The sequence below is a fragment of the Rhizobium sp. BK602 genome (assembly GCF_014195095.1).
Classification (GTDB): domain Bacteria; phylum Pseudomonadota; class Alphaproteobacteria; order Rhizobiales; family Rhizobiaceae; genus Rhizobium.
The window spans coordinates 519,053-538,477 of the sequence record NZ_JACIBC010000001.1; the positions used below are offsets into that span (position 1 = coordinate 519,053).

A 19,425-nucleotide genomic window follows, 5' to 3' on the forward strand; every position below is an offset into this window, starting at 1 on the left:
AAGGATTTTTGACATGCGTGCTTTGCAACTGATCGACGACCGCAAACTGGAGATCACCGATCTGCCGGAGCCGGAGGCACCTGGCGCCGGTGAAGTGACCTTGCGGGTCAAGGCCGTCGCTCTCAACCACATCGACGTCTGGGGCTGGCGCGGCATGGCCTTTGCCAAGCGCAAGATGCCGCTGGTGATCGGTGCCGAAGCGGCCGGTGTCGTCGAGGCGATCGGGCCGGGCGTCGCCAATGTGCTGCCGGGCCAGCTCGTGTCGATCTATGGCGCGCGCACCTGCGGTCTCTGCCGCCATTGCCGCGAGGGCCGAGACAATCTCTGCGAACATGTCGGCGGCGTGCATGGCTTCCATCTCGACGGTTTCGCGCAGGAGAAGGTCAATCTGCCGGCGCGCCTGCTGGTTCCGGCTCCTCCCGGTGTCGATGCCATCGGCGCGGCGCTGGCGCCCGTTACCTTCGGCACGGTGGAGCACATGCTGTTCGACAATGCCAAGCTGGAGCCGGGCGAGACGATCCTCGTTCATGCCGGTGGCTCGGGCATCGGTACGGCCGCCATCCAGCTCGCCAAGAAGATCGGCTGCACGGTCATCACCACCGTCGGCTCCGACGACAAGATCGAGAAGGCGAAGGCACTCGGCGCCGATCACGTCATCAATTATCGCACCGACCGTTTTGAGGGCGTGGTGCGCAAGCTGACCAAGAAGAAGGGCGTCGACGTCGTCTTCGAACATGTCGGCAAGGATACCTGGGCCGGCTCCATGCTGTGCATGAAGCGCGGCGGCCGTCTCGTGACCTGCGGCTCCACGTCGGGCGTCTCCACCGAGATGAACCTGATGATGCTGTTCCAGCAGCAGCTGAAGCTGCTCGGCTCCTTCGGCTGCCGCATGGAGAACATGGCCAATGCCATGCAGAAGATGGCGCGGGGCCTGGTGCATCCGGTCATCGATACCGAAGTCGGCTTCGACGATATCGACCGGGCGCTGGAGCGGATGGAATCGCGCCAGATCTTCGGCAAGATCATTCTCAAGATGGACTGATCGGCGTGAAGCTCTTCATTACCCGGATCGTGCTTGCGCTGAGAAACTTCCAGCAATGGCTGGTGGCGCAGGTCATCTTCGGATTCCTGAATTTCCTGAAGCTGTTTCCAGCCGATGGCGGCATCAATTTCGCCGACTGGCTGACCCGGAAGATCGGTCCGCGCACGCGCCGGCATCAACTGATGCTGACCAATCTGCGCAACGCCTTTCCCGACAAGAGCGAGACGGAAATCGGCGAGATCGCGCTGGCGAGCTGGGGCAATATGGGACGGCTGGCGGCGGAATATGTCTTCCTCGACCGGCTATTCGATTTCGATCCAGCGCGTGAGGAGCCCGGCCGCGTCGAGGTCTCCGGCATACCGATCTTTCTCGACCTGAGGGAGAATCGCCGTCCGTTCATCGTCTTTACCGGGCATACTGGCAACTTTGAGTTGTTGCCGGTGGCCGGTGCGGCGTTCGGACTGAAGGTTACGGTGCTTTTTCGGCCGCCGAACAATCCCTATGTGGCACAGAAGGTCTTCGACTTCCGCGCCAAGCGCATGGGTAATCTCGTGCCTTCGCATGCGGGATCGTCCTTCACGCTGGCGCGGCAGCTGGAGAATGGCGGTGGGGTCGGCGTGCTGGTCGATCAAAAGTTTCGCAAGGGGCTGAAGACGCTGTTTTTCGGCCGCGACGTCAAGACGAACCCGCTGCTGCCCAAGCTTGTAAGGCAGTTCAATTGCGAGGTTTACCCGGCTCGCTGCATCCGTTTGCCCGGAAATCGCTATCGTCTGGAGATAGAGCCGAAGCTTGAGATGCCGCGCGACGAGCGTGGAAATCTGGATTTGCCGGCGACGGCGCAGCTTCTCAACGACAAGGTCGAAAGCTGGGTCCGGGAGCATCCGGAGCAGTGGCTGTGGTATCACGACCGCTGGAATATCAAGAAAACTGTTTTCTGAAATATTGCTGAGATTCAGGCAATTGTACCGCAATGGAGCAGTTTTGACGCCATTGGCGCAGAGCCTTTGGTGTTGAGTAAGCCTGTGCTTTCGAAAAATTCGCCTTTCCCGTGAACTTCCCTGCGCCAGCATTGAAAGTGAGGGTAAGTCATGTTATTTGCATTCGAAGAAAGTTTGGTGAGATTGCGGACACCAAGCTGATATCCTTGTTCATGACAGTTTCGGGAATGAGGCCCGAGGCTCAATCATGTGCGAGGGCAGGAGGGCAATTTGCTGGCACTCTTTCATGCCTTCTCCACGAAATGTGCCCAGATACAACGTGCGATCAAGCTGGGTGATGATGAACTGGTTGGTTCTCTGGATCGCGAATTGGAACCGCTCATTGCGGCGATCATGGCCTACAAGGCCAGTAGTCTCCTTGAAATGTACATGCAGCTCCAATTCATGAGCAATCTCATTCGCGAGGAATCGGACGATCGCTCGCGGGTGCTGCGTAATTCTGCATCGTTGTCCTTGTTGATCGACCGCTATTTCGGCGGTGCCAGCGAGGCGGCCGCGGAAGTGTTGATGGCCTTCTCCACGGAGAAGAGCGAACACGAGAGCGAAATGCCGAGCTTCGACGAGGACAATGTTCTCAACGATGTCATTCTCGACAGCCTGCCGGATCGCGTTGCCGTCATCACGCGCGACTATCGCTATCTCTACAGCAATGCGGCCAATTCCTCCTTTCTGAAGTCGAAGCCGATCGAGCTCGTTGGCCGGCATCTCGCGGAATTCATTGGCGCCGAATGCTTCGAGACCAGCTTCCGAAGCAAGCTCGATGCCTGCTTTGCCGGTGAGACGGTGGATTGCCTCTACCCGGCTACACGCCCGGCGGATGCCGGCAAGCCGCTGCATTGCCGCATGACGCCACTGCGCGCCACCAAGCCAAGAGGCGAGGTAATCGGTGCACTGCTGGTGGTGCATGAGGTCAGCGTCGTGCCGGCGAATATGCTGGTGGCCTGATCAGCCATTTCGGCTGCCGAACAGCAAGCGCTCGATAGCGCCCGCAATCCTGCGGACGCCTCCTTTGTTGCCCTCTTCATCGTCGTATTCGCGGGCTGGCGAGCTGGTCTCTTCGCCGGCCTGAATGGGTTCGCCCTTACCGTCTATTGTTTCGCATTCGAAGCAGAAGCAGCGAAATCGAATGGTTTTTGCCTTCGTCATGCTGCCGGTCTGTTCCAGCTCGCAAAGGGATCGGGCAGGTTTCTCCAACGCTCGGGCGTGAATGTGTCGGCTGTGACCAGACAGGCGTCCAGTTCGGCGGTGATCCTTTGCCGATCCATCGGTGCTGCGCCGATGAAAACGAGTTCCTGGCGGCGATCGCCCCAGATCGGGTCGAGATAGGGGGCAAGTGCGCGCTTGAAGGCGGGGTCGCGGGGCCATTGCTCCTGCGGCACGGCGGCCCACCAGAGGCCCATCTTGCCGGTGCGGACCAGCGCGCCAGCCTGGCTCATTTCACCCACGTAATGCGGACGGGTGGCGAGCCAGAAGAAGCCCTTGGCACGCACGACACCAGGCCAGGGGCGATTGAGAAAGGCCTGGAATTTCGTTGGGTCGAACGGTTTCTTCGCGCGATAGACGAAGGAGCTGATCCCATATTCCTCGGTTTCCGGGACATGATCCCTGAAGCCGTGCAGCTCCTTGTACCAGAGCGGATGCGTCTCGGCGCGGTCGATGTCGAAGCGACCCGTCCCCAGCACCTCCGCCGGCTCCACCGCGCCGAAATCGGTCTCGATCAGCCGTGCGTCGGGATTGAGGCCGACGATGATCTTGCGGGCGGCGTCACGTTCATCGGCGCTCGCAGCGCCGACCTTGTTGAGGATCACGACGTCGGCGAATTCGATCTGTTCGACAAGCAGGTCCACAAGGGTCCTGTTATCGCCGTCTCCGGCGGTCTCGCCGCGATCGGCGAGGAAATCGGTCGAGCCGTAGTCGGCGAGCAGATTGGCGGCATCGACGACGGTGACCATGGTATCGAGCTTGGCGATGTCGGAAAGGCTGTTGCCGTCCTCGTCGCGGAATTCGAAAGTGGTGGCGACCGGCAGCGGTTCGGCGATGCCGGTGGATTCGATCAGCAAATAGTCGAAGCGGTCCTGTTCGGCGAGCTGGCGCACCTCCTTCAGGAGGTCGTCGCGCAGCGTGCAGCAGATGCAGCCATTGGTCATTTCGACCAGTTGCTCCTGTGTGCGCGAGAGATTGGCGCCGCCGTCGCGCACCAGCGCGGCATCGATATTCACCTCGCTCATATCGTTGACGATGACCGCGACCCGCAGGCCCTGGCGGTTGTTGAGGATATGATTGAGCAGTGTCGTCTTGCCGGCGCCGAGAAAGCCGGAGAGGACGGTGACCGGGAGTTTTCTGTTCATGACAACCTCTTTTGTAATGTAATATCATCACATATCGGGATCTGAAAAAAGCGAGCGGAAAGCTCGCTCCTTTCGGCGATATGACGCCTGTCTCAGGAGAGGCAGGTCTTCAGGGAACTGGCGATGCCGCGCATCAGGTCGAAATAGAGGTCCGGGCCTTGCGGCAGGGTCGCCGCTTCCGGATCGAGAACGCCGGATTTCGCCGAAGTGCCCTCGATCACGACATTGACCAGCTTGGGCTCGAATTGCGGTTCGGCGAAGACGCAGGTGGCGCCGAGGTCTGCGAGCTTGCCGTGGATTTCCGAGACCCGTTCCGCGCCGGGAATGGTTTCCGGGCTGACCGTGATGGAGCCAGCGACGTGCACGCCATAGCGGCGTTCGAAATATTGATAGGCGTCGTGGAAGACGATGAATGGCTTGTCTTTGACCGGGGCGACGGTTGCGACGATCTCGGCGTCGAGCGCATCCAGCCGGTCGTCCAGCGCCTTTTGGTTGGCTTCGTAGGTCAGGGCATTGGCAGGGTCGGCCGCGACCAATGTCGTGGTGATCTCCGCAGCCATTGCCTTGGCATTGTGCGGGTCGAGCCAGAGATGCGTGTCGAATTCCTCATGGCCGTGGTCATGATCATCGTGATCGTGTCCGGCGCTTTCGGCGTGCTCGTCGCCATCGTCATGTGCTTCGAAGGGGCCGCCTTCGCGGAATTTCAGCTTGGCGATGCCGGGCGCCTTGTCGAGCTCGACGACAAGCGCATTCGCGCCGAGGGCGGATAGCGGTTTTTCGAGGAAGGCTTCCATGCCGGGGCCGACCCAGAAAACCACCTTGGCCCCCTGGAGAGCTCGCGCATTCGAAGGCTTCAATGCGTAGGTGTGCGGTGAGGCGGCGCCATCGACGATCAGATCGGGCGTACCGACGCCCTCCATGATCGCGGCGACGAGCGAATGGATCGGCTTGATCGACACCACCACGTTTGGAGGATCGGCGGCCAGCGCGGTGCCGGAAAAAAGTCCGGAGAACAGCAGCGAGGCGGCGAGGGGGAGGATGGTTTTTACCATGGTCATAGAGGATCGCCCTTGAATGGGTCTGTTATGTTATTACATCAATTGCGTTATGCTATAACGTGTGCGATAGCAGGGCGCAACAGCGCAAGTGGAAATTTCATGCTTTCTTCCGTGGACAATCAGAGCCGGCCACTGGTGTCGCTCCAGGATGTCGGCGTCCGCCGCGACGGACGCTGGCTGGTGCGCGGCGTCGACTTTTCGGTGAGCCGCGGCGAGATCGTCACGCTGATCGGCCCGAACGGCTCTGGCAAATCCACCAGCGCCAAGGCGGCGATTGGCGTGCTGAAGCCGGACGAAGGCCGCGTCGAGCGCGTGACCGGTCTCAAGGTCGGTTATGTCCCGCAGAAGCTTGCAGTCGATTGGACGTTGCCACTCAGCGTCCACCGCCTGATGACACTAACCGGGCCGTTATCCCAATCTGAATTGACGGCGGCGCTGGAGGCGGTGGGGATTGCCCATCTTGCCAAGGCCGAGGTACAGCACCTGTCCGGCGGCGAATTCCAGCGGGCGCTGCTGGCGCGCGCCATCGCCCGCAAGCCGGATCTGCTGGTGCTGGACGAGCCGGTGCAAGGCGTCGATTTCAACGGCGAGATCGCCCTTTACGACCTCATCAAGTCGATCCGCAATTCTGAGGGCTGCGGCATCCTGCTGATCTCGCACGATCTGCATGTCGTCATGGCGGCGACGGATACGGTCGTTTGCCTGAACGGTCATGTCTGCTGCCGTGGCACGCCGCAGACCGTCAGCCAGAGTCCGGAATATGTCCGGCTGTTCGGCACGCGGGCGGCGCAGTCGCTGGCGATCTACAGCCACCATCACGACCATACGCATCTGCCTGACGGGCGCGTGCAGCATGCCGACGGCACGATCACGGATCACTGCCATTCGGGCGACGGTCATCACGAGCACGATCATCAAGATCATGACCATGCGGACCATGAGCATGATCACCACGATCACGGCCACCATCATGCGGAGGGGACGCGCCATGTTTGACGATTTCTTCCTGCGCGCCATCCTGGCCGGCGTCGGACTGGCCTTGACCACCGGACCGCTCGGCTGCTTCATCATCTGGCGGCGCATGGCCTATTTCGGCGACACCATCTCGCATTCGGCACTGCTCGGCGTGGCGTTGTCGCTGCTGTTCCAGCTTAACCTGACGCTCTCCGTCTTCGCGGTGGCGGCACTCGTCTCGATCCTGCTTCTGTTCCTGCAGCGCAGGCAGGCGCTGTCGGCCGATGCGCTGCTCGGCATTCTCTCGCATGCGACGCTGGCGATCGGCCTTGTCATCGTCGCCTTCATGAGCTGGGTCAGGATCGATCTCATCGCCTTCCTGTTCGGCGATATTCTTGCGGTCAGCCGTTCGGATGTCGCGATGATCTGGGGCGGGGGCATCCTCGTCTTGGCGGCGATCGCCTGGCTTTGGCGGTCGCTGCTGGCATCGACCGTCAACCCCGAACTGGCGGAGGCCGAGGGGCTGAACCCCGAGCGAGCCAAGCTGTTCTTCATGCTGCTGATGGCGGTCGTCATCGCCATCGCCATGAAGATCGTCGGCATTTTGCTGATCACGGCGCTGCTGATCATTCCCGCCGCCACCGCCCGCCGCTTCGCGGCGACGCCGGAGATGATGGCGGTCTTCGCCTCGCTGGTCGGCGCGGTCGCCGTCGTCGGCGGGCTGTTCGGCTCGCTGCATTATGACACGCCATCCGGCCCGTCGATCGTCGTCGCGGCGCTCGGTCTGTTTATCATCAGCCTGCTGCCCCTTGCCCGCAGGGGTAGCGCGCCGGCGGCGCAACAGAGAGGACAGGAATCATGACCACTCCGATGCTCACCAAGAACCAGTCGCTCGTCTTCGACGTGCTGACCAAGGCGGAGGGGCCGCTCAGCGCCTATACCATCCTCGACAAGCTGCGCGACCACGGTTTTCGCGCGCCGCTGCAGGTCTATCGTGCTTTGGACAAGCTCTTGGAATATGGCGTGGTGCACCGGCTGGAGAGCATCAATTCCTTCGTCGTCTGCGCCCATCCGAACGAGGATTGCCACAGCCACGGCCTCGTCGCCTTCGCCATCTGCGAAAGCTGCGGCCAGGTGATCGAATTCCACGACCATGAGGTTGACCACCGGCTGATGGACTGGCTGAAATCGCAGAAATTCAAGGCCGAGAAGTCGACCATCGAAATCCGCGGTCATTGCGCTGGATGCGCGGCCTAATCGAGCCTTTTCAAGTCGCGGGCGAAACGCTGCCAGTTGGCGACATAGTTGCGAGCCGAGCGGCGCAGGCCCTCGATGGCGGCCTCGTCCAAGGTGCGGATGGCTCTTGCCGGGGCGCCGACGATCAGCGAGCCGTCGGGAAATTCCTTGCCCTCGGTCACCAGCGCATTGGCGCCGACAAGGCAGTTGTTGCCGATCTTCGCGCCATTCAGCACGGTGGCGCCCATGCCGATCAGTGAATTATTGCCGATGGTGCAGCCATGGATGATGGCGTGATGGCCGATGGTGCAGCCTTCGCCGATCGTCGTGGGGTAGGCGGGGTCGGTGTGCACCATCACGCCTTCCTGGATATTCGTGTCCTTGCCGACGGTGATCGGTTCATTGTCGCCGCGCAGCACCGCGCCGAACCAGATGCCGACATTCTCGCCGAGTTCGACCTTGCCGATGACGGTGGCATCCGGCGCGATCCAGTAGAGACCGGCTTCCGGCGTCTTCGGAACAAGACCGGACAGGGCGTAGAGCGGCATTGCTGTTCTCCTCGGTCAAACCACCTTCAATACCAGCGTCGCCACGCCGTCGACGGCGCAGGTGATCCGGTCGCCGCGCGCGACCGGGCCGACGCCGGCTGGTGTGCCGGTCATGATGATGTCGCCCGGCGCCAGCGTGAAGAGCTTCGACAGTTCGGCGATGATTTCCGGCACCTTCCAGATCATTTGCTGAAGGTCGCCGCGCTGCGCCGTCTCACCATTGCGCATCAGCCAGATGCCGCCCTTGTCCGGATGGCCGACTCGGGTTGCCGGCATCAGCGCCGAGATCGGGGCGGAATGTTCAAAAGCCTTGGCGATCTCCCAGGGGCGGCCGAGCTTCTTGGCCTCGCCCTGCAGGTCGCGGCGGGTGAAGTCGATGCCGACGCCGTAGCCGTAGACGCAGTCCAGCGCCCGCTCGGCGGGAATATCGGCGCCGCCGCTTCGAAGCGCGATCACCAGCTCGACCTCGTGATGCACGTCCGACGACAGCGGCGGGTAGGGGAAGTCGTCGCCAACCAGCAGATTGTCCGGATTCTTCTGGAAGAAGAAGGGCGGCTCGCGGCTGGGGTCGTGGCCCATCTCGATCGCATGGTCGGCATAGTTGCGGCCGACGCAATAGACCCGGCGCACGGGAAAGGACTCGGCTTCACCGTCGATCGGCAGCAGGACGGGGGCGGGCTGGGGAATGACGGTGGCAAGCGATGCGGTCATGGCAACTCTTCAAATGTTCAATCTGTATCTGGAAGACCTATGGCCCTCCGACTCCGTTGATCAACCTAGCATCATTGTTGCCGCCGGGAAAACCGGTCTTGGAGAAGGTTTTGATGTGGAGCACGGATAGAAAGGTTTCCCGTCCAGGCCGATGAACCGCTCTCGGTTTTTCCGCATCGCCGTATCGCACTATCGTCGCCCAAGAGATCCCATAGTCATCGAGAGAAGCTTTTGTCATCGCGTATCGCGGATGCTATGGTGGGCCGTTAGTACGGCAATACCATGTTAGCTGACCTATTCTCGTTTATCTGATTTCACACCCGCAGAGGAGAATTGCATGTCTAAAATGATGATTCTAGGCGTAAAGGGTGAAGCCGGTCTATGGCTCGTTGACTTTGATGCAGGCACCGTCACCGCGATGGACGGCAGTCGTGAAGACTTTATCTCTGGTGACGACAGCGACGATAAATTCGAAACCGACCTTGATGTTGCGGTCGGCTTCGAGACGAAGGAAGTAGCATTCTCTGGTCAGTTCTTTCAGTCCAAGGCAGCGGATGTCGCCGTTGGCTTCGAACCGAAAGAGGCAGCTTTTTCCGGTCACGTCTTCAGAAGCCCGGGGGCAGATGTTGCCGTTGCCTTTGAGCCGAAGGAAGCGGCGTTCTCCGGGTTGCTCTTTCAGTCCAAGGCAGCGGATGTCGCGGTTGGCTTCGAACCGAAGGAATCAGCTTTTTCCGGTTTGTACTTTCAGTCCAAGGCAGCAGACATTGCGGTTGCCTTCGAACCGAAGGAAACAGCCTTCTCTGGTCACTACTACAAAACCCCGGACACAGACGTCGACGTTGCGGTCAAGGCCAAGGAGGCGGCGTTCTCCGAATGATCGACCGATAGCCGGTTGCGAAATGTTCGGAGTTCCGTCCGCTCTGCTCTCGGTCGAATAGCATGATTTCCGACGCGCCATTGACTTCTTATTCCGATCGCAGTTGCTCTCCGAATGAGACAATGGCGCGTATCATGCCATCGCTGAGAAAGCATGGAATAACCCGGCTTGCCCGATTGACCGATCTGGACAGGATCGGCATTCCCGTCTGGAATGCCATCACGCCCAATTCACGCTCCATCGTCATCAACCAGGGCAAGGGGATCGAAGACATAGACGCGAAGGTGTCGGCGGCGATGGAAGCGCTGGAGCGCTCTGTTGCCGGAAATCCACAAATCGAGAGCCGGCTGACAAGCTTCCGACAGCTGGAATCCGAAGGGTCTTTCGGCGATCCGCTGCATTGTCTGATTTCGGTCGGGCGAAGCGAAATACAGGCCGAGGAAGCGGTAGCCTGGACGCTGGGACATGACATTATTGCCGAACGCGATGTGTGGGTCCCTCGTGACGCCGTCCTGCTCGACGACACACAAGCGAACAGATTCTGGCAATCTTCGGATGGTCTTGCGTCCGGCAACACGCTCCTCGAAGCGACGTTTCATGGCTTGCTGGAACGCATCGAACGCGATGCGGAAGTGATCTCGCAGTTCGGTTCCACGGAAGAGAGAAGACGACGCTGTATCGACGTGGCTTCGTTGTGCGACCCTGTTCTCAGCGGTCTCGCGCAGCGGGTTTGGGATGCGGGGTTTCGACTGCAGATGTTCGACACGACAAGCGACGTCGGCATTCCTTGCTTCGAAGCCTTCATGGCGCCGGTCGTGCCGTCCGAAATTGCGTTGCGCTACATTGAGGTGACCTACGGCGCCGGGGCTCATCCGAATCCGGTTCGTGCCGCGATCAGGGCCGTTACCGAAGCAGCCCAGTCAAGACTGACATATATCAGCGGTGCCCGTGACGACATCCATCCCGACACCTTCGCGCGGCCGCTTCCAGACCACTTGCGTGATGCACTGTTCATGCAGCCGAATAATTATGCTCCGCTACCGAATACGGTCATGCGAGCGACGCTCGGTGACATGCTCCAGGGCGTTGTCGGCAAGCTCAAGGCGGTGGGAGTGAAGTCCGCAATCGTCGTGCACCTAAACCCGGCAGAGGATGATTTCAGCGTGGCGAAGGTTCTTGTCCCCGAATTGGAAAACCCGGATGGGAAACGAAAGCGAAGGTTTGGGTCTCGTGCGCTGAAGAGGATCATGAAGTCGAGATGAAGGTGATTTTCGCAGGCCCCACGCTTTACGGTGCAAATTTGCCGTCAAACGCCGGCTACCAGCTGCGCCCGCCCGCCAGACAGGGAGATTTCCACAAAGCCATTCAGGACGGTGCCACGGTCATCGGGCTCATTGACGGGGTTTATGAGTATGTCCCCGCCATCTGGCACAAGGAGATTCTGTTCGGACTTGCGCAAGGGGTTCATATCTTCGGGGCTGCGAGCATGGGCGCCCTGAGAGCCGCGGAATGTGCCGCATTCGGTATGATGGGGATTGGCGAAATCTTTGACGGCTACATGAGCGGTGCATTGGAAGACGATTCCGATGTTGCGCAATCTCATGCCCCCACCGAGGTGGGCTTCCTTCCTCTCAGCGAGCCCCTCGTCAATGTCCGCGCGACGATTTCGAGATGCTTGCAACTTTCGTACATCACAGCTGCCGAGCATGATCAACTCTTGGCGGCCGCGAAAGCGATTTTCTTCAAGGAGCGTACCTATAAGCGCCTGGTGCTGTCAGCTATTCCGGATGGAACCCGAGCATCCGAGGTGTTGGCGATATTGCGTGCAAATAGTGTCAATCAGAAGCTTCATGACGCGCAACTCCTTGTCGAAGCGGTCATGAGAACACCCGATCGACGCGTTGCTCCTCAAATCAATTGGACATTTGAGGCAACAAATTTTTGGAAAGCCACGTTTCCGGTCTGCTAGTCGACATCATACCGGATCTCGTAAAGACATGGCTTGAGCATTGAGTGCAACGGGCCAAAGCAGGGCTGACAGGTCGCGAAAGCGTTCAGGCTTCATTTTTATACGTGAAAGTGTTATCTCGGCGCGAACAGACACTTTTGGCTTGACGAGTATCGATTGAGCACTGATTGGATGGAATGAAGTGCTAAGTCACTATAAAAACAAGGTTTTTTCCGTTGCCCCAATGATCGACTGGACCGATCGCCATTGCAGGTATCTGCACCGGCAGATCAGCCGGCATGCGCTGCTCTATACCGAGATGGTGGTGGCGGATGCGATCATTCATGGGCCGCGTGACCGGCTGCTGGGGCATGATGCGAGCGAGCATCCCGTCGCCCTGCAGCTCGGCGGCTCCGATCCGGCCAAGCTTGCCGAGGCGCTGCGGATCGCCGAAGCCTATGATTACGACGAGATCAATCTCAATGTCGGCTGCCCCTCCGACCGCGTGCAGTCCGGCACGTTTGGCGCCTGCCTGATGCTGACGCCGGAGACGGTGGCGGCCTGTATTGCGGCGATGAAGGCTGTCTCGAAGGCGCCGGTGACGGTGAAATGTCGGATCGGCGTCGACGAGCAGGAGCCGGAACAGGCGCTGCCGGAGTTGATCAGCCGCGTGCTCGACGCCGGCGCGGACGCCATCTGGATTCACGCCCGCAAGGCTTGGCTGAAGGGCCTGTCGCCAAAGGAGAACCGCGAAATCCCGCCGCTGGACTACGATATCGTCTACCGGATGAAGAGTCGCTGGCCGGATGTCTTCATCGGCATCAATGGCGGCATCCAGACGCTGGATCAGGCAGAGGCGCATCTCGCCCATGTCGACGGTGTCATGCTCGGCCGCACCGCCTATCAGAATGCCGCCATCCTCGCCGATGTCGACCATCGTTTCTTCGGCGAAGCGGCGGTCGAGCCGGACTGGAACGGGCTGCGCGACCGGATGATGGCCTATGCCGAACGCCACATCGCCAATGGCGGCCGCCTGCAGCATATCGCCCGCCACATGGTTGGCCTGTTCACCGGCGTGGCCGGCTCGCGCCGCTACCGGCAAATCCTGTCGACCGATGCCAACAAGCCGGGGGCAGGGCCGGAGGTGATCGCGGCGGCGTTTGCGGCCGTAGAATTTGGCGCGGATGCGGAACGGGTCAGCGCGTAAAACCCTCGCCCGAGCGGGGAGAGGGGGCGTTACCGGGATATTGCCTTTCGCTTACCGCTCAAGGCCTGCATCGCTACGCTCCGCACCCCTCATCCGCCCTTTGGGCACCGTCTACCCGCTGGGGAGAAGGAGATAAGAAAAACGGCGCGGTTTGCACCGCGCCGTTCGAAACCTTGATCGGTCCGTCAGCAGAGGCTTAGTTAGCCTGGATGTTGACAGCCTTCGGGCCCTTGCCCATGCGATCCGGCTCGGTGTCGAAGGTGACCTGCTGGCCTTCGCGCAGCGACTGGATGCCGGAAGCCTGGAGAGCGGAGATGTGGACGAACACGTCCTTAGCGCCGCCTTCCGGGGTGATGAAACCAAAACCCTTGTCCTGGTTGAAGAATTTTACAGTGCCCTTGGTGGCCATCGGGATAGTCCTTTTCCCATCAGTCTAAGTTTGTCCGGAAACCCGAACGGTTTCGCCTCCGCGCCATGCGAAAGCAGTCGAGAAGTTCACGTACGGGGAAAGAACGTCTGCGCAGGTCGGGGCGAAACCCGGCCGCGCTGCCTCACGCAGGCGGCATTGCCAAATCAGTCCAGTCACCGGCATGCAAATGCCCGAGCGGTTGTATGGGTGACAGGGTTCGAGGGAAAAGGCAAGGGGTAATATTAGGGCGGACCGAGAAAAGGGGGCGATAGGGAGGGAGAATCAAGGGGTTGGAGGTAATGCTCTGCTCAATGCGTTCCGTCTTGATTGTATATACGATCCGCTTTTCAACCTTGTGGTTACGATGTAGCATTTAAATAGAGTCGCGCACCAACTATCGAACTTTCGCAATGAAGATGCCCAGCCGCAAACATACTGAAATAAGAAGGGTTGCTATATTGAGCGATAGTGGTGATATTTTCGGTTCATTTGCCTGCGGAATGTTACTAGGTTCGATATTGTCGCTTTTTATTTTTGCTGAGCAAGTTAGAGGTAACGTACTTACAGAAGGTACACCCATGCAGTATGCGGATGTAGTCACAATAGTCTTAACATGTGTGACCGTTGTTATTACCTGTGTCAGTATTGTTCTTGCGATATTGGGTGTCTTCGGCTTCCAACAATTAAAACAAAATGCGGTCGAAGCCGCCATTCGGCATGTCGAAAAAGAGCTTTCTACCGGAGGTAACTTAAGGTCGCTTCTGGAAAATAGGGTTGATGCGATGGTCGCAAGCTATGCCAAGCAAGAAGTCAAGTCAGACGACTGGGGCGATGAAAACGATGAGTACGGTGAGGCAGCATCATGAGCGCGGAATGGCAAAGACTAGCGCCTGAGATACGTGTGCTATTAGAGAAATACCATCAGACTATACCGGTTAAACTAGGTGAACTCGCCAAAGAGTTGGGGCTTGCCGTAAAAGCTGCAACGTTGGACGTTGGCATCTCGGGCGAGATTGCTCCTGATCCTGATATTGTCGGAGCTTTCAAAATTCGCATAAATAGACATGAAGTTAAGACCAGGCAGAGATTCACCCTAGCTCACGAGATTGCGCATTTTTTGCTGCATAAGGATCGCATAGGTAACGGAATCGTTGACAATATTCTCTATCGTTCAACGCTCTCGGACAAATACGAAGCGGAGGCGAATAGACTTGCGGCTGATATCTTGATGCCGGAAGCCGTGATTTTAGATTGGCGGAAGCAAAGAAAAGGGCTGGCTAAAAGAGAGTGTGTTCATCCTTTGGCTGAGCTTTTTGGTGTTTCCGAAGATGCGATGTCGATTAGGCTAGGGCTTAAATAAATGCTTAGAAGTCCTGTGGAACTCACGTACATTCCTATTCTAACCGTACGTCCCGCCGAGATGGTGGCTTTGCGCGAGCTTCCTGATCTAGCCAAAGATCGCATGCTCCCTCATATTATCCTGCGACCATGGCTCAATTCAAATGAGCTGAGAAAATCTATCGATAAGATTCAACATGCGTATGGCAAACGACCATGGATTGTCGAACTAGATGATGACATCGACTACGCAAGCGAGAGCCCAGCGTGGCAACAGATGCAATCGCTTCAAAATCCGGAAAAGGGATTCGCGAACTGGATCAATTTTGTTGCGCGCATAGACTATGCCATTCCGGTTTTACAGATAAGTGAAGACAGTGAAGCAGTCGAGAAACAGATTGCTGCTGTGAAGGAGCTTGGTCGCGGAGCAGTGGTTCGGTTCCCAGCGCAAGTATTTCATGTGGTGCCGAAGTTCGTGGATTTCCTACAGCGGTCAAATTACAATGATGTGCTGTTTATACTTGATTTTGGCCAAGCGGATCAGCGGATATTGACGCGGTACATAACGGCTAAGGCCCAATGCGATGCTATTATTTCACGTTTCCCAGATGCAAGCATAGCTATATCAGCGACGACGTTTCCTTTCGAATTCTCTGAAATCAACAAGCAGGCGATTTTTGAGCGCGAGTTCTATTTGGAATTGGCCAATCAGAATCCTCAACTAAAGCTAATTTACAGTGACCGTGGGAGTGCTCGCGCCGAGAGGTTGGGCGGGGGAGGAACTCCTATGCCGAGAATAGACCTTCCTGGCTCAACGGTTTGGCGCTTTTTTCGCGAAGAGGTTGGACAAATTGTTTTTGGAAAACGTGTGATCACGGCAGAAGAGAGAGAAAGCGGCTATCGATCGGCAGCGGCGAGGGCTATCAATGATCCGGCATGGGATCATAATTTGAATATCTGGGGTACCCAGTTGATTAAGCTAACGCAGATCGGTGCAGACTACTCAATCAACGCCCCGGTTAGAGCAACTGCCGCCAGAATAAACATCCACTTATTTCGGCAATCCACCTTTGGTTACGCCGGTGATATTAGTAATCTAACTGAAGATGATTGGTCTGACGATTTGTAATATCCTGGGCAAATAGGTTCCACTTATTTTCTCTAATTTCAGACAGCTTTTTTCTTTCTTCTCTGTTTGCAAAATGAGGATTTAGATACAGTAGCTCTTCGCGAGTTATTTCCTTTCTTTCGAAAGCTCTTGCTGTCAATTCGATGTTTTGGTGGTATTTTTTATTAATAATTTTATTGAGTATAATTCTTGCGCTATTTCCATTATTCTTAATATTTTCTCTCTCAGATATCATATATCTTTCGATGAAGCTGTTAGGTATTCTTTTTGTTCTGCCTTTTATTTCTGTTGTGATCCTTCTTTTTTGATATCGTAGTAGAGTTACCTCATTCATTTTGCATATTTCTGCCGCATTATTAATGTGTATCTCATCTGCAACAATGACGACGTGATCAAAATAACTCTTGTATATCTCTATTTGTTTATCTAGGCGACGGAGCGAGTCTTTTGCACTTTTAACTTCGAAGGCATACAATAAGTTGTTGCTACGCAAAGCTATATCTGCACGCGCTCCGCATTTTCCATTACTGAACTCGTGTATGAGAATTGTATCGTGGAGAAAGTGATACTTTCTCACGATATGGTTGATAGTGGAAATTTTAAGTTCAAATTCAGCAGATACCATCTGGCCCATCACGATAGAGTCGACGCTATGATGAGGGAATTATTCTAAGGATTCCTTGGCGGCAAACGAAAATTTGCCTACCTCCCAGGCCGCCCCGTCTTCCCCTTCGTCCGGCCCTTCCTCTGCTTCTCATCCACCGCATCCTCATAGGACCCCACGCCCGGCTTGGCGCGGATGATCGGCTTGTCCGGTATTTTGCCGGTGACCGGCTTTTCCGTCCTGCCGACGGTCATCTCGTCCAGCGTGTTCCTGCGGAAGAGGGGCGTGCCGGCATCGCTGCCGGGGCCCATTTCGTCGAGGTTGGGTTTGGCGAAATAGGAAGACTGTGCTCCGTCCTCATCCTGAGGTGCGGAGGTCGAAGACCGGAGCCTCGAAGGATTGGGGCGGCCCCCCTTGCTCTCGATGGATTTTGCCTCTTCCCGCGCCATCGGATCGTCCATGACGGCGAGTTCGGCGGCCTTGAGGCGCTTGATCTCGTCGCGCAGGCGGGCGGCCTTTTCGAAGTCGAGGTCGGCGGCGGCGTCGCGCATGGCTTTTTCCAGCGCGTTGAGATGGGCCTGCAGATTGTTGCCGACGAGGTGGCCGCCATCGGCGAAGCCCTTGCCGGCGGCGCCGCCGATATCGGCGCGGACATGGTCCTTCTCGTAGACCGAATCGAGGATATCGGAAATCTTCGCCTTCACCGATTCCGGCGTGATGCCGTTTTCCTCGTTATAGGCCATCTGCTTTTCGCGGCGGCGGCTGGTCTCGTCCATCGCCCGCTGCATCGAGCCGGTGACGGTGTCGGCATAGAGGATGACCTTGCCGTCGACGTTACGGGCGGCGCGGCCGATGGTCTGGATCAGCGACGTCTCCGAGCGCAGGAAGCCTTCCTTGTCGGCGTCGAGGATGGCGACGAAGCCGCATTCGGGAATGTCGAGACCCTCGCGCAGCAGGTTGATGCCGACGAGGACGTCGAAGGCGCCGAGACGCAGGTCGCGGATGATCTCGATGCGCTCCAGCGTGTCGATGTCGGAGTGCATGTAGCGCACGCGCACACCCTGTTCATGCAGATATTCCGTCAGGTCCTCGGCCATGCGCTTGGTCAAGACGGTGCAGAGGGTGCGGTAGCCCTTGGCGGCGGTCTCGCGGATCTCGCCGAGCACGTCGTCGACCTGGGTGCGGGCGGAGCGCACTTCGACCGGCGGATCGATCAGGCCGGTCGGACGGATGACCTGTTCGGCGAAGACGCCGCCGGACTGCTCCATTTCCCAGCCGCCCGGCGTCGCCGACACGGCGATCGTATCCGGGCGCATGGCGTCCCATTCCTCGAAGCGCAAGGGACGATTGTCCATGCAGGAGGGCAGGCGGAAGCCGTATTCGGCCAGCGTCGCCTTGCGGCGGAAGTCGCCGCGATACATGCCGCCGATCTGCGGCACGGTGACGTGGCTTTCGTCGATGAAGATGATGGCGTTGTCGGGGATATATTCGAACAGGGTCGGCGGCGGCTCGCCGGGGTTGCGGCCAGTGAGATAGCGCGAATAGTTTTCGATGCCGGCGCAGGAGCCGGTGGCCTCCAGCATCTCGACGTCGTAGCGGGTGCGCTGCTCCAGGCGCTGCGCCTCCAGCAGGCGGCCGGCCTTTTCCAGCTCGGCGAGGCGGAGTTTCAATTCCTCCTTGATCGCCTTGATGGCGCCGTTCAGCGTCGGGCGGGGCGTGACATAGTGCGAATTGGCGTAGATCTTCACCGATTTCAGGTCGCCGGTCTTCTGGCCGGTCAGCGGGTCGAATTCGGTGATGGCGTCGATCTCGTCGCCGAACATGGAGATGCGCCAGGCGGCATCTTCCAGGTGCGCCGGGAAGATTTCGATGGTGTCGCCGCGCACGCGGAAGGAGCCGCGGATGAAATCCATGTCGCGGCGCTTATATTGCTGCGCCACGAGGTCGGCCAGCAGCTGGCGCTGATCCAGCCGGTCGCCGACATTCATCTGGAAGGTCATGGCCGTATAGGTCTCGACCGAGCCGATACCATAGATGCAGGAGACCGAGGCGACGATGATGCAGTCGTCGCGCTCCAGCAGCGAGCGGGTGGCCGAGTGGCGCATGCGGTCGATCTGTTCGTTGATCGAGCTCTCCTTCTCGATGAAGGTATCCGAGCGCGGCACATAGGCTTCCGGCTGGTAATAATCGTAATAGGAGACGAAATACTCGACCGCATTGTCCGGGAAGAAGTTCTTGAACTCGGAATAAAGCTGCGCGGCCAGCGTCTTGTTCGGCGCGAGGATGACGGCGGGGCGCTGGGTCGCCTCGATCACCTTGGCCATGGTGAAGGTCTTGCCGGAGCCGGTGACGCCGAGCAGCACCTGGTTGCGGTCGCCGTTGCCCAATCCTTCCACGAGATCGCGGATCGCCGTCGGCTGGTCGCCGGCGGGCTGGTATTCCGAGGCCATGCGGATCTCGATGCCGCCTTCGGATTTGTTCGGGCGGGCGGGGCGGTGCGGCGTCCAGAGCTTGCCGTCCTTGAAGAGCGGATTGCCGCTTTCGATCAGCTTCGACAGCGCCTCGACCGTCGCGGTGACGCCACCGGGCGCAATCTTGTCGGCATCCTCAAGCGCGATATCGAGACCGGAAACCGGATTGAGGCCGGCGGCGGCGCGCGTCTTCGGGTCGGTCGAGCCGCCCATGGAGACGCCGCGGGCGGTCTTGCCGGCGGTGATCTCCACCTTCTTGCGGTGCTTGCCGGCCTTGGAGGCGATCTCGCGCTGGCTTTCGATGCTGCCGGCCTCGGCTTCGGCCTCGAGCTGCTTCACCCAATCGGCGACGCTGCCGCTCAGCGGCGCACCTTCAAACGGCGCCTGTGGCGCCTCTTCGAAACCGGTCGGGGCGGGAGATTTCTTCGGTGATTTTGCCATGGGCGGAATATGGCGAGAGTCAATGCCGATGTGAAGAGGCAAAGAGTACAAAAGGGAAACAGGTGGCGGTTTTTTTAGTTCGGCGACCTTATCGAATATGCTACAA

Annotated in this window: 21 protein-coding genes; 13 read left to right on the forward strand and 8 right to left on the reverse strand. The window is 58.4% G+C overall.

What is annotated here, in order from left to right; genetic code table 11:
- Nucleotides 1-13: 13 nt before the first annotated feature.
- The 3 genes from FHX11_RS02530 to FHX11_RS02540 all read left to right on the forward strand — a co-directional run bounded on the left by FHX11_RS02530 (nucleotide 14) and on the right by FHX11_RS02540 (nucleotide 2,985).
- Nucleotides 14-1,042 carry a zinc-binding dehydrogenase gene (locus FHX11_RS02530; RefSeq protein WP_092716154.1) on the forward strand — a complete coding sequence of 343 codons (1,029 nt, stop codon included), beginning with the start codon at nucleotides 14-16 and terminating at the stop codon, nucleotides 1,040-1,042.
- 5 nt (nucleotides 1,043-1,047) lie between these two features.
- Nucleotides 1,048-1,980: a lipid A biosynthesis lauroyl acyltransferase gene (locus tag FHX11_RS02535; protein WP_184354722.1), complete on the forward strand. Its 933-nt coding sequence runs from the start codon at nucleotides 1,048-1,050 to the stop codon at nucleotides 1,978-1,980.
- Between the two features lie 270 nt (nucleotides 1,981-2,250).
- Entirely contained in the window at nucleotides 2,251-2,985 is a 735-nt protein-coding gene (locus FHX11_RS02540) for a PAS domain-containing protein (RefSeq protein ID WP_184354724.1), read from the forward strand.
- Here the strand turns inward: FHX11_RS02540 and FHX11_RS02545 are convergent, their stop codons facing one another.
- From FHX11_RS02545 to FHX11_RS02555, 3 genes are all read right to left on the reverse strand, one after another.
- A complete protein-coding gene (locus FHX11_RS02545) occupies nucleotides 2,986-3,186 on the reverse strand; it encodes a hypothetical protein (RefSeq protein ID WP_184354726.1) in 201 nt (66 codons plus the stop codon).
- Nucleotides 3,183-4,388, reverse strand: coding sequence for a zinc metallochaperone GTPase ZigA (gene zigA, locus FHX11_RS02550; protein WP_184354728.1), 1,206 nt, complete (start codon nucleotides 4,386-4,388; stop codon nucleotides 3,183-3,185). Before zigA ends, FHX11_RS02545 begins: the two co-directional genes overlap by 4 nt.
- A 92-nt stretch (nucleotides 4,389-4,480) precedes the next feature.
- On the reverse strand, nucleotides 4,481-5,446 hold the full coding sequence (locus FHX11_RS02555) for a zinc ABC transporter substrate-binding protein (RefSeq protein ID WP_184354730.1): 966 nt from the start codon (nucleotides 5,444-5,446) through the stop codon (nucleotides 4,481-4,483).
- 99 nt (nucleotides 5,447-5,545) lie between these two features.
- Here FHX11_RS02555 and FHX11_RS02560 point away from each other — a divergent pair, with 99 nt between their 5' ends.
- Genes FHX11_RS02560 through FHX11_RS02570 form a run of 3 tightly spaced genes read left to right on the forward strand, consistent with a single transcriptional unit; the run spans nucleotide 5,546 to nucleotide 7,657 of the window.
- Nucleotides 5,546-6,442, forward strand: a complete 897-nt coding sequence (locus FHX11_RS02560; protein WP_184354732.1) for a metal ABC transporter ATP-binding protein — start codon at nucleotides 5,546-5,548, stop codon at nucleotides 6,440-6,442.
- Entirely contained in the window at nucleotides 6,435-7,262 is an 828-nt protein-coding gene (znuB, locus tag FHX11_RS02565) for a zinc ABC transporter permease subunit ZnuB (protein ID WP_184354734.1), read from the forward strand. The genes FHX11_RS02560 and znuB overlap by 8 nt, the downstream gene beginning before the upstream one ends.
- Nucleotides 7,259-7,657 carry a Fur family transcriptional regulator gene (locus FHX11_RS02570; RefSeq protein ID WP_184354736.1) on the forward strand — a complete coding sequence of 133 codons (399 nt, stop codon included), beginning with the start codon at nucleotides 7,259-7,261 and terminating at the stop codon, nucleotides 7,655-7,657. The genes znuB and FHX11_RS02570 overlap by 4 nt, the downstream gene beginning before the upstream one ends.
- Here the strand turns inward: FHX11_RS02570 and FHX11_RS02575 are convergent.
- A complete protein-coding gene (locus FHX11_RS02575; protein WP_184354738.1) occupies nucleotides 7,654-8,184 on the reverse strand; it encodes a gamma carbonic anhydrase family protein in 531 nt (176 codons plus the stop codon). The two genes, FHX11_RS02570 and FHX11_RS02575, sit on opposite strands and share 4 nt — an antisense overlap.
- A 15-nt stretch (nucleotides 8,185-8,199) precedes the next feature.
- Nucleotides 8,200-8,895: a fumarylacetoacetate hydrolase family protein gene (locus tag FHX11_RS02580; RefSeq protein WP_184354740.1), complete on the reverse strand. Its 696-nt coding sequence runs from the start codon at nucleotides 8,893-8,895 to the stop codon at nucleotides 8,200-8,202.
- Between the two features lie 337 nt (nucleotides 8,896-9,232).
- On the opposite strand from FHX11_RS02580, the gene FHX11_RS02585 reads away from it, so the two are divergent.
- The 4 genes from FHX11_RS02585 (at nucleotide 9,233) to dusA (ending at nucleotide 12,927) form a co-directional block, all read left to right on the forward strand.
- Nucleotides 9,233-9,772: a hypothetical protein gene (locus FHX11_RS02585; RefSeq protein ID WP_184354742.1), complete on the forward strand. Its 540-nt coding sequence runs from the start codon at nucleotides 9,233-9,235 to the stop codon at nucleotides 9,770-9,772.
- Between the two features lie 62 nt (nucleotides 9,773-9,834).
- Nucleotides 9,835-11,034, forward strand: coding sequence for a YcaO-like family protein (locus tag FHX11_RS02590; RefSeq protein WP_184354744.1), 1,200 nt, complete (start codon nucleotides 9,835-9,837; stop codon nucleotides 11,032-11,034).
- On the forward strand, nucleotides 11,031-11,741 hold the full coding sequence (locus FHX11_RS02595) for a TfuA-like protein (RefSeq protein WP_184354746.1): 711 nt from the start codon (nucleotides 11,031-11,033) through the stop codon (nucleotides 11,739-11,741). The genes FHX11_RS02590 and FHX11_RS02595 overlap by 4 nt, the downstream gene beginning before the upstream one ends.
- Before the next feature lie 181 nt (nucleotides 11,742-11,922).
- On the forward strand, nucleotides 11,923-12,927 hold the full coding sequence (dusA, locus tag FHX11_RS02600; RefSeq protein ID WP_184354748.1) for a tRNA dihydrouridine(20/20a) synthase DusA: 1,005 nt from the start codon (nucleotides 11,923-11,925) through the stop codon (nucleotides 12,925-12,927).
- Between the two features lie 196 nt (nucleotides 12,928-13,123).
- Here the strand turns inward: dusA and FHX11_RS02605 are convergent, their stop codons facing one another.
- Complete coding sequence (locus FHX11_RS02605) at nucleotides 13,124-13,336, reverse strand: cold-shock protein (RefSeq protein WP_184354750.1); 213 nt, start codon at nucleotides 13,334-13,336, stop codon at nucleotides 13,124-13,126.
- 410 nt (nucleotides 13,337-13,746) lie between these two features.
- Here FHX11_RS02605 and FHX11_RS02610 point away from each other — a divergent pair, with 410 nt between their 5' ends.
- From FHX11_RS02610 to FHX11_RS02620, 3 genes are read left to right on the forward strand one after another with little or no spacing between them, the layout of a single operon-like run.
- The gene (locus FHX11_RS02610) at nucleotides 13,747-14,202 is read left to right on the forward strand and encodes a hypothetical protein (protein WP_184354752.1); all 456 of its coding nucleotides are present in this window, start codon (nucleotides 13,747-13,749) and stop codon (nucleotides 14,200-14,202) included.
- A complete protein-coding gene (locus tag FHX11_RS02615) occupies nucleotides 14,199-14,696 on the forward strand; it encodes an ImmA/IrrE family metallo-endopeptidase (protein WP_184354754.1) in 498 nt (165 codons plus the stop codon). Before FHX11_RS02610 ends, FHX11_RS02615 begins: the two co-directional genes overlap by 4 nt.
- A 15-nt stretch (nucleotides 14,697-14,711) precedes the next feature.
- Nucleotides 14,712-15,803: a hypothetical protein gene (locus FHX11_RS02620; RefSeq protein ID WP_184354756.1), complete on the forward strand. Its 1,092-nt coding sequence runs from the start codon at nucleotides 14,712-14,714 to the stop codon at nucleotides 15,801-15,803.
- On the opposite strand, the gene FHX11_RS02625 is transcribed toward FHX11_RS02620, so the two are convergent.
- Entirely contained in the window at nucleotides 15,763-16,428 is a 666-nt protein-coding gene (locus FHX11_RS02625) for a sce7726 family protein (protein WP_184354758.1), read from the reverse strand. The two genes, FHX11_RS02620 and FHX11_RS02625, sit on opposite strands and share 41 nt — an antisense overlap.
- Nucleotides 16,429-16,505: 77 nt before the next feature.
- On the reverse strand, nucleotides 16,506-19,319 hold the full coding sequence (uvrB, locus tag FHX11_RS02630; RefSeq protein WP_184354760.1) for an excinuclease ABC subunit UvrB: 2,814 nt from the start codon (nucleotides 19,317-19,319) through the stop codon (nucleotides 16,506-16,508).
- Nucleotides 19,320-19,425 lie beyond the last annotated feature (106 nt).

What these genes read in the sequence shown, in the direction of transcription:
- uvrB (WP_184354760.1), bottom strand. Translation starts at nt 19,319, where the DNA reads ATGGCAAAATCACCGAAGAAATCTCCCGCCCCGACCGGTTTCGAAGAG.
- FHX11_RS02545 (WP_184354726.1), bottom strand. Translation starts at nt 3,186, where the DNA reads ATGACGAAGGCAAAAACCATTCGATTTCGCTGCTTCTGCTTCGAATGC.
- FHX11_RS02580 (WP_184354740.1), bottom strand. Translation starts at nt 8,895, where the DNA reads ATGACCGCATCGCTTGCCACCGTCATTCCCCAGCCCGCCCCCGTCCTG.
- FHX11_RS02575 (WP_184354738.1), bottom strand. Translation starts at nt 8,184, where the DNA reads ATGCCGCTCTACGCCCTGTCCGGTCTTGTTCCGAAGACGCCGGAAGCC.
- FHX11_RS02555 (WP_184354730.1), bottom strand. Translation starts at nt 5,446, where the DNA reads ATGACCATGGTAAAAACCATCCTCCCCCTCGCCGCCTCGCTGCTGTTC.
- zigA (WP_184354728.1), bottom strand. Translation starts at nt 4,388, where the DNA reads ATGAACAGAAAACTCCCGGTCACCGTCCTCTCCGGCTTTCTCGGCGCC.
- FHX11_RS02605 (WP_184354750.1), bottom strand. Translation starts at nt 13,336, where the DNA reads ATGGCCACCAAGGGCACTGTAAAATTCTTCAACCAGGACAAGGGTTTT.
- FHX11_RS02595 (WP_184354746.1), top strand. Translation starts at nt 11,031, where the DNA reads ATGAAGGTGATTTTCGCAGGCCCCACGCTTTACGGTGCAAATTTGCCG.
- FHX11_RS02530 (WP_092716154.1), top strand. Translation starts at nt 14, where the DNA reads ATGCGTGCTTTGCAACTGATCGACGACCGCAAACTGGAGATCACCGAT.
- FHX11_RS02590 (WP_184354744.1), top strand. Translation starts at nt 9,835, where the DNA reads ATGATTTCCGACGCGCCATTGACTTCTTATTCCGATCGCAGTTGCTCT.
- znuB (WP_184354734.1), top strand. Translation starts at nt 6,435, where the DNA reads ATGTTTGACGATTTCTTCCTGCGCGCCATCCTGGCCGGCGTCGGACTG.
- FHX11_RS02610 (WP_184354752.1), top strand. Translation starts at nt 13,747, where the DNA reads ATGAAGATGCCCAGCCGCAAACATACTGAAATAAGAAGGGTTGCTATA.
- FHX11_RS02615 (WP_184354754.1), top strand. Translation starts at nt 14,199, where the DNA reads ATGAGCGCGGAATGGCAAAGACTAGCGCCTGAGATACGTGTGCTATTA.
- FHX11_RS02570 (WP_184354736.1), top strand. Translation starts at nt 7,259, where the DNA reads ATGACCACTCCGATGCTCACCAAGAACCAGTCGCTCGTCTTCGACGTG.
- FHX11_RS02560 (WP_184354732.1), top strand. Translation starts at nt 5,546, where the DNA reads ATGCTTTCTTCCGTGGACAATCAGAGCCGGCCACTGGTGTCGCTCCAG.
- FHX11_RS02585 (WP_184354742.1), top strand. Translation starts at nt 9,233, where the DNA reads ATGTCTAAAATGATGATTCTAGGCGTAAAGGGTGAAGCCGGTCTATGG.
- FHX11_RS02625 (WP_184354758.1), bottom strand. Translation starts at nt 16,428, where the DNA reads ATGGTATCTGCTGAATTTGAACTTAAAATTTCCACTATCAACCATATC.